Source organism: Allomesorhizobium camelthorni (assembly GCF_011045125.1).
GTDB classification, from domain to species: Bacteria; Pseudomonadota; Alphaproteobacteria; order Rhizobiales; family Rhizobiaceae; genus Allomesorhizobium; species Allomesorhizobium camelthorni.
The window spans coordinates 1-7521 of record NZ_JAAKZF010000152.1; the positions used below are offsets into that span (position 1 = coordinate 1).

3 protein-coding genes and 2 pseudogenes are annotated in these 7521 nt (G+C 61.9%); 1 reads left to right on the forward strand and 4 read right to left on the reverse strand.

Going from position 1 to position 7521, the window contains the following annotated elements; translation table 11 throughout:
- Positions 1–185: pseudogene (locus tag G6N73_RS36580) on the forward strand (hypothetical protein); the annotation flags it as partial.
- A gap of 46 nt (positions 186–231) precedes the next feature.
- Here the strand turns inward: G6N73_RS36580 and G6N73_RS33840 are convergent.
- From G6N73_RS33840 to G6N73_RS33855, 4 genes and pseudogenes are all read right to left on the reverse strand, one after another.
- Positions 232–927, reverse strand: a pseudogene (locus G6N73_RS33840) (IS6 family transposase); the annotation flags it as partial.
- Between the two features lie 626 nt (positions 928–1553).
- Complete coding sequence (locus G6N73_RS33845; RefSeq protein WP_165034265.1) at positions 1554–2744, reverse strand: ABC transporter substrate-binding protein; 1191 nt, start codon at positions 2742–2744, stop codon at positions 1554–1556.
- 259 nt (positions 2745–3003) lie between these two features.
- The gene (locus G6N73_RS33850) at positions 3004–6189 is read right to left on the reverse strand and encodes an efflux RND transporter permease subunit (RefSeq protein ID WP_165034266.1); all 3186 of its coding nucleotides are present in this window, start codon (positions 6187–6189) and stop codon (positions 3004–3006) included.
- Positions 6186–7322, reverse strand: a complete 1137-nt coding sequence (locus tag G6N73_RS33855; protein ID WP_425484191.1) for an efflux RND transporter periplasmic adaptor subunit — start codon at positions 7320–7322, stop codon at positions 6186–6188. Before G6N73_RS33855 ends, G6N73_RS33850 begins: the two co-directional genes overlap by 4 nt.
- Positions 7323–7521 lie beyond the last annotated feature (199 nt).

Below are 7521 nucleotides of genomic sequence, written 5' to 3' on the forward strand. Positions count from 1 at the left end.
TCGAAAGCTCGCTTTTCGCCTTGGATCGGCAAATACTCTTCCGAAGGCCAAAGGACCAACGCATGTGCAACCTGTACAATGTCACGACCACAAAGGAAGCGCTTCGCCAACTCCTTCTGATTTTCGATGATCGCGCCGGCTACAATCAGCCTTCACTTGGGCGATGTCACGTTGTCTGGCTATGAACGCGCTGAGACGTGCGGCGCTGTTGTCGGCTGACCACGGATACGGCTTCCATTCCGCCATGGCCTGCAGGCGGTGAATAGGTGTGGCGAGAGCGGAGCGAGCGAGGTGGAAAGAAGAGGTTGCGCAGAGCCGAGAGGTTCGAGACGAAACGCTGCAGGCCTCCTGGCGACCGGAAGCCCTGCATCACCCGCTCTCGTTTTCGCAGCGGCACATGGGAATTCTCGGCGCGGTTGTTCAATCCTTGTATGGCCGGTGCTCGACGTCCGGCATCACCTGACGCTTGGCCGCTCCATACGAGCGCAGCTTGTCAGTGATCACGCGCTTCGATGCGACGCCCTGTTTCTTCAATACGCGCGTCAGCAATCGCTTGACGCGCGTCAGCAATCGCTTGGCCGCCTTGCTGTTGCGGCGGTTCTTGACGATCTCGTCGAGGGCATAGCCGTCCTGATTGACGGCGCGCCATAGCCAGTGTTTTCGGCCAGCAATGGTGATGACGATTTCGTCCAGGTGCCAGATGTCATCGCGGCTCGGCTGCTTGCGGCGCAAGCGGCGAGCATAATCGGGCCCGAACTTCTTGCCCCAGCGGCGGATCGTTTCGTAGGAGACCACGATGGCGCGCTCCAGCAGCATGTCCTCGACCAGACGCAGGCTCAAGGGGAACCGGTAGTAGAGCCAGACCGCCTGGGCGATGATCTGCGGCGGGAAACGATGGCGCTTGTAGCTGATGGCAGGCATTATCATGCCGCCGTCCATATGCCGCAAATGCTGACGCACGGTTTACGTGACAACACCGAACGCTGTCGGCGACCCCCCGCAAGGTCGTGAGAGATCCCGAAGCGCGATATATCGGCGGGCGGCTCGAGGAGACGTCGCTCGTACCATTGGGTGAGGCGCGTGTCGGCCGCCTCAATCTCGAGGACCGGTTACGCCGCTCGCCAGGAGCCTGATCAGGCCGTCACGGGCCGCGTCTGCGCCGCTCGATGCGGGAGCCCGCAATTGAACAGGCTAGGCGATGACCTCTTACGTTTCGCCACAATGCGAGCAAGACCGAGCCGGCGAATCTGCTCGCCGTATTCGTCCTAGACACCGATGCCAAGCGCTGACCACGCCGGTCAAATAGCCTTCAAGGGGACGGCAACGTGACCAATCGGGCGGACCATGGAGGATCGTCATTGCCGGTCGCCGCGTTCCGTGAGACCGTCGGTAGGATTGCAACGGGCCGTGTGGCATAGGAAGCCAATGTTGTTTTTCTTGTCAAATGTCAGAGACGAGGCGGCGATCAGCGAAGCTTAACGCGCCTTTTTTGCCGGGACCCGGAATCTCGAGAATACGGGTTAAGCGCGGCGCTCCCGAAATGATTCTTCGCGTCACTTCGTCAGCGGGCAACCGCTTTCCTTGGCGGTCAAAAATGCCTGGTCGCCCGGCACCACCGCGAGCCGCTTGTAGTAGTCCCACGGCTTCTTCGACTCCGAGGGCCTTTTGACCTCGAACAGGTACATGTCGTGCACCATGCGACCGTTCGCCAGCACCTTGCCTTTGGCAAAGGCGTCGTCGACCGGCAGCTCTTTCAGCTTCTTGGCCACTGTCTCGGAGTCCTTGGTACCGGCGGCTTTCACCGCCTTCAGATAGCTCAGCGTTGCCGAATAAGTACCGGCCTGGTTCGTGTTAGGCATCCGTCCGGTGCGCTCGAAGAAGCGTTTGGCAAAAGCGCGACTCCGGTCGTCGCGATCCCAGTAGAAACCTTCGGTCAGCACTAGGCCTTGCGCCGCGTTGAGGCCGAGGCCGTGAACTTCGGAGACCGTCATCAGGAGTCCGGCGAGCTTCTGGCCCTGCCGGAAGATGCCGAACTCGGCCGCCTGTTTGATCGAGTTCGTGGTGTCCTGGCCGGCATTGGCGAGGCCGACGATTTTCGCCTTCGAGCTTTGAGCCTGCAGTAGGAAAGAGGAGAAGTCCGACGAGTTCAGTGGCACGCGAACTGAGCCTAGAACCTTGCCGCCGGCATGGGTGACGATCTCGCTGGTGTCCTTTTCCAGCGCGTGGCCGAACGCGTAATCGGCGGTTAGAAAGAACCAGGTGTCGCCGCCCGCCTTCACCAGCGCGCCGCCGGTACCGACCGCAATCGCGTGGTTGTCGTAGGCCCAGTGGAACCCATAGGGCGTGCAGGCGTCGCCGGTGATGCGCGAGGTTCCGGAGCCAACTACGATATCGATCTTCTTCTTTTCGTTGGAGAGTTCCTGCACCGCCAGCGCGACCGTCGACGTTGTCAGCTCCGTGATCATGTCGACGCCGTCGGCATCATACCAGCGCCGCGCAATCGAGACGGCAAGATCAGGTCTGTTCCGGTGATCGGCGGTGACCAGCTCGACTTTGTGGCCCAGGACTTCGCCGCCGAAATCCTCGATGGCCATCCGCGCGGCTTCTACCGAATATTTGCCGCCGTAGTCGGCATAGACGCCGGACTGGTCGTTCAGGATGCCGATCTTGACACCCTGTGCTGACGCAGGAGCCGGGAGCAACACGCTGCACGCCACGACTGCGGCGAGAAATCCCGATTTCATTTTTATTGTCTCCCAACAGTTTCAATCAGGAAAATCGAAGCATGACTATTTTGAATCCTCACGCCGGCCTGTCTATTTCGGCTCAACCGATAGTATTCCCTCTCCAATCCTTCAGCTGCAGCCTTACCGTCCTGAGGTGTGGAGCGGAGCGAACCTCGGAGGCTGAACGGTGGCGGCGGGGCCGTACCCTCTTCACGACGCGCGTTCCGCCCTCCTAGCGGTGACGGAGGTAGTGTTTCGGCTTCATCGAGCATCGGCGTCACCACTGCTCATTCGCCGCCGCGGCCGCCACCGTCTGGCTCGGCTTGCCCAAGTTCTTGCCTTCCGCGAGGTTGCGCACCACCATGTAGAAGATCGGCGTGAAGATCAGACCGAACAGCGTGACGCCAATCATGCCGAAGAACACAGCGACGCCGACCGCCTGGCGCATCTCCGAGCCGGAACCGGTTGACACAACCAGCGGCAGCACGCCGAGGATGAAGGCGAACGAGGTCATCAGGATCGGGCGCAGGCGGAGCCGGCAGGCCTCGAGGACGGCTTCCAGCCGCGACTTGCCCTGAAGCTCGATGTCGCGCGCGAACTCGACGATCAGGATCGCGTTCTTGGCGGCAAGTCCCACCAGCACCACGAAGCCGATCTGGGTCAGGATGTTGACGTCTTGGCCCATGATGCGCACGCCGATCGTGGCCGCGAACAGGCACATCGGCACGATCAGGATCACCGCGAACGGCAGCGTCCAGCTGCCATATTGCGCTGCCAGCACCAGATAGACGAACAGTACACAGATCGGGAATACATAGAGACCGGCATTGCCACCCGTCACCTGTTGATACGACAGATCGGTCCATTCGAAGGAAAAGCCACTCGGTAATGTTTCATCGGCCAGTTGCTTGATGGTGTTGAGCGACGTCGTCGAGCTCACGCCCAGTGCCGACTCACCCTGCAGCTCGGACGCTGGGTAGAGATTGTAGCGCGCGACGCGATCGGGTCCCGATATGTGCTTGAAGTCCACGATGCTGCCGAGCATCACCATGTCGCCAGCCGCGTTACGGGTACGCAGCCGCGCGAGATCCGTGGTCTCCTTGCGGAATGGTAGGTCGGCCTGCGCCGTGACGCGATAAGTGCGTCCGAACAGGTTGAAGTCGTTGACATAGGTCGAGCCGAAGTAAGTCTCGATCGTGTCGGTGACGTTGGCGATGGGCACGCCGAGCTTCTGCGCCTTTACGCGGTCGATATCGACGAACAACTGTGGCGTGTTGGCGGAGAACGGCGAGAACACCGAGGTGAGATTCGGTGATTTGCGCGCGGCCGCCACCAGCTCGTCGGTCGCAGCCGCCAGCATCTCGGGCCCACGCCCCTGGCGATCCTGGACGCGAATGGTGAAGCCGCCGCCTGTGCCGATGCCTGGCACCGCGGGCGGTGGAATGACGATAATGAAAGCGCCCTGGATCACCGACAGCCGCTTGCGCAGATCGGCCGTGATCGCGTTGGCCGACAAACCCTTCTTCCGCCGTGCCTCCGAATCGTCGAACACCGGGAACAACGCCGCGGCGTTGCCGGCCTGCGTACGCGTCGCGCCGGAGAAGCCGCTGAAGGCCCCGACACGGACTATACCTGGCGTATCCAGCGCAATCCGCTCGATTTCGCGCACCACCGCTGTGGTGCGCGCCAGCGACGCGGCACCTGGCAATTGCGCCGAGATGATGAGGTAACCGCGATCCTGTCCAGGAATGAAGCCCTGCGGGGTGCTCACTAGCAGCCAACCGGCGCCGCCGATCAGCGCCAGATAAATCACAAGCATCGCCACTGTATGGCGTATCACGAAGTCGGCGGCCGCCGCGTAGCCGTGCGCCAGACGATCGAAGATGCGGTTGAACAGCGCAGTGAAGCTGTTCCAGCCGCGGGCGATGATGTTCCAACGCGCTGGCGGACGTTTCTCCCCGCGCGGTACCAGAATCTGCGAGGCGAGCGCCGGCGACAGCGTCAACGAGCAGAATGAGGAGATCGCGGTTGCGACCGCAATAGTGACTGCGAATTGCTGGAAGAACTGTCCGGAAATGCCACCAAGGAAGGCGGTCGGCACGAACACCGCGCCCAGCACCAGCGCGATCGAGATCAGCGCACCGCCGACCTCTTCCATCGTCTTGAGCGCCGCCTCGCGCCGGCTCATACCGTGCTCAAGATGCCGCTCGACATTCTCGACCACCACGATGGCGTCGTCGACCACGATGCCGACAGCGAGAACCAGACCGAACAGTGTCAAATTATTAATTGAGAATCCGAAGGCTGCCATCACGGCGAAGGTGCCAACCAGCGACACCGGGATCGCGATAATCGGGATGATCGCCGCCCGCCACCCCTGCAAAAACACCAGCACCACGATGACCACGAGCGCCATCGCCTCGAAGATGCTCTTGATCAGTTCGTGGATCGACTGAGCGATGAATTCGGTCGGGTTGTAGCCGATATTGTAGTCGAGCCCCTTCGGGAAGCTCTTCTTGAGCTCCGCCATCGTGTCGGAGATCTTCTTCACGGTGGCGAGCGCGTTCGATCCCGGCCGTTGCGTCACCACCATTGCCACAGCCGACTTGCGCAGGATTAAGCTGCTGGTGGCGTAGGACAGCGCACCGAGCTCGACCCGGGCGACGTCGCGCAGGCGCACGGTACGGCCGTCGGAGCCGGCCTTAACCACGATGTCCTCGAACTGCCTAATATCTTTGAGACGGCCAGTGAATACGAGGTTAGGCTGGAACGCACGATCCGCGATCGGCGGCGCCGCGATCTGTCCACCCGCGATCTGCAGGTTCTGCGCGCGGATCGCTGCCAGCACCTCGCTCGATGTTAGACCGAGATTGGCGATCTGGTCGGGATCGAGCCACAGCCGCATCGAGTATTCGCGCGCGCCGAACATCTGAATGTCGCCGATGCCGTCGAGCCGCAAAAGCTGATCGCGGACCTGCAGCAACGTGTAGTTGGAGATGTAGAGCTGATCGAACGTGTCGTCGGGCGACAGCACGAACAAGGCCATGAGGATGTCGGGCGAGTTCTTACGGGTGACGACGCCGTTGCGCTGCACTTCCTCGGGCAGCCGAGGCTGCGCGATCGCGACGCGATTCTGCACCAGCACCTGGGCCTTGTCGAGGTCGGTGCCGAGCTTGAAGGTGACGGTGACGGTGAGCTGGCCGTTCGAGGTCGCCTGGCTGTAGAGATACAGCATGTCCTCGACACCGTTGATTTCCTGCTCAATGGGGGCGGCGACGGTGTCGGATACAGTCTGCGCCGAGGCGCCTGGATATTGCGTGGTGACGGTAACGGTCGGCGGCACCACCTCCGGATATTCCGCGACCGGCAGTGTCGGGAAGGCAATCGCGCCGACGATCAAAAGCACGATCGACAGCACCATCGCCAGGACGGGCTGGTTGATGGAAAGCCTTCCGAGATTCATGGCTTGGCACCCGCCGGCTTACCGCCCGCCGGCGTCTCCGCCATTTTCGGTGTCACCTTATCGCCAACGCGGGCACGCTGCAGCCCGTCGACGATGAGGTGATCCTCCGCCTTGAGGCCTTCGCGAATCACGCGCAGCCCTTCATCGAGCGGCCCGAGCACAACCGGCCTCGCCTCCACGGTGTTGTCTTCCTTGACCACGAACACGATCTTGCGCGACTGATCGGTGGCGATAGCGGTGTCCGGGATCAGCAGCGCCTCGTATGGCGCGGAGCCGATGATCCGGACCCGGCCGAACTGGCCTGGCAGGATCGAGAGATCCTTGTTCGGGATGATCGCGCGGACGCGCAGCGTCGCGGTCGAGGCGTCAAATCGATTGTCGAGGAAGTCTATCTCACCGTCATGCGAGGGTTTGGTCTCGCCCGTCAGCGTCACCTGCACCGGGTTCGGTGTGCCGCGCGAGCTCGTCCGCAGGCCTTCCGACCACAGCCGGCTGTTGCGCTGATAGGTCGCCTCGTCGACGTCGAAATAAATGTAGATCGGATCGAGCGATACAATCGAGGTCAACAGCGTCGCCCCGCCCTCGCTGCCCCGCACGAGATTGCCCGGGGTCACTAGATGGCGGCTGACGCGGCCGGTAATCGGCGCGACCACATGGGAGAATTCGACATTGAGCTGCGCAGCCTTCAGCGCGCCTTGTGCCTGGGTCTCCGCGGCACGCGCCGCCTGCAGCGCCTGACGGCGCTGATCGACGGCTCGTTCGGAGACCGTGCTGTTCTGCACGAGGCTCAGGCTGCGTTCGAGATCACGCTTGGCAAGCTCACCCTTGGCGCGAGCGTCGTCGAGCTGCCCCTCAGCTTGCAGCGCGACTGCCTCGAACGGGCGCGGATCGATTATGTAAAGCAAATCGCCCGCTCCGACGATCGCACCATCCTTGAACTGTACACTGTTGACGAAGCCGCCCACGCGAGCACGAACTTCGACTTCGTGAATCGCCTCGAAACGACCGGTAAACTCATCCCAGTCGGTGACGGTCCGTTTGACAGGCTGCGCCACCGTCACCGGCGGCGGGTCTGCCTGCGATTGCGCCTTCTCCTCGCAGCCGGCGAGTGCGAGCGCGAGCAGCATACCGATCGGGGCGCCACCCCGTCGCGCAAGCCGGCGAAACGAACCGCGATCGAGCCGGGTCGCCGGAACCGGATACTCCGTTCTTTCAGTCGCACTCACTTCAGTTTCCCGAGGACCTAGAATGTTGCAATTGATTTGGATAGGTCGACGAGTGGGAAACTGCTGCCCGCGCCGTCGCCTTTTTGCGCCAAAGGTCTCTTTGTTT

Coding starts and splice junctions, on each gene's coding strand:
- G6N73_RS33845 (WP_165034265.1), bottom strand. CDS start 2,744: ATGAAATCGGGATTTCTCGCCGCAGTCGTGGCGTGCAGCGTGTTGCTC.
- G6N73_RS33850 (WP_165034266.1), bottom strand. CDS start 6,189: ATGAATCTCGGAAGGCTTTCCATCAACCAGCCCGTCCTGGCGATGGTG.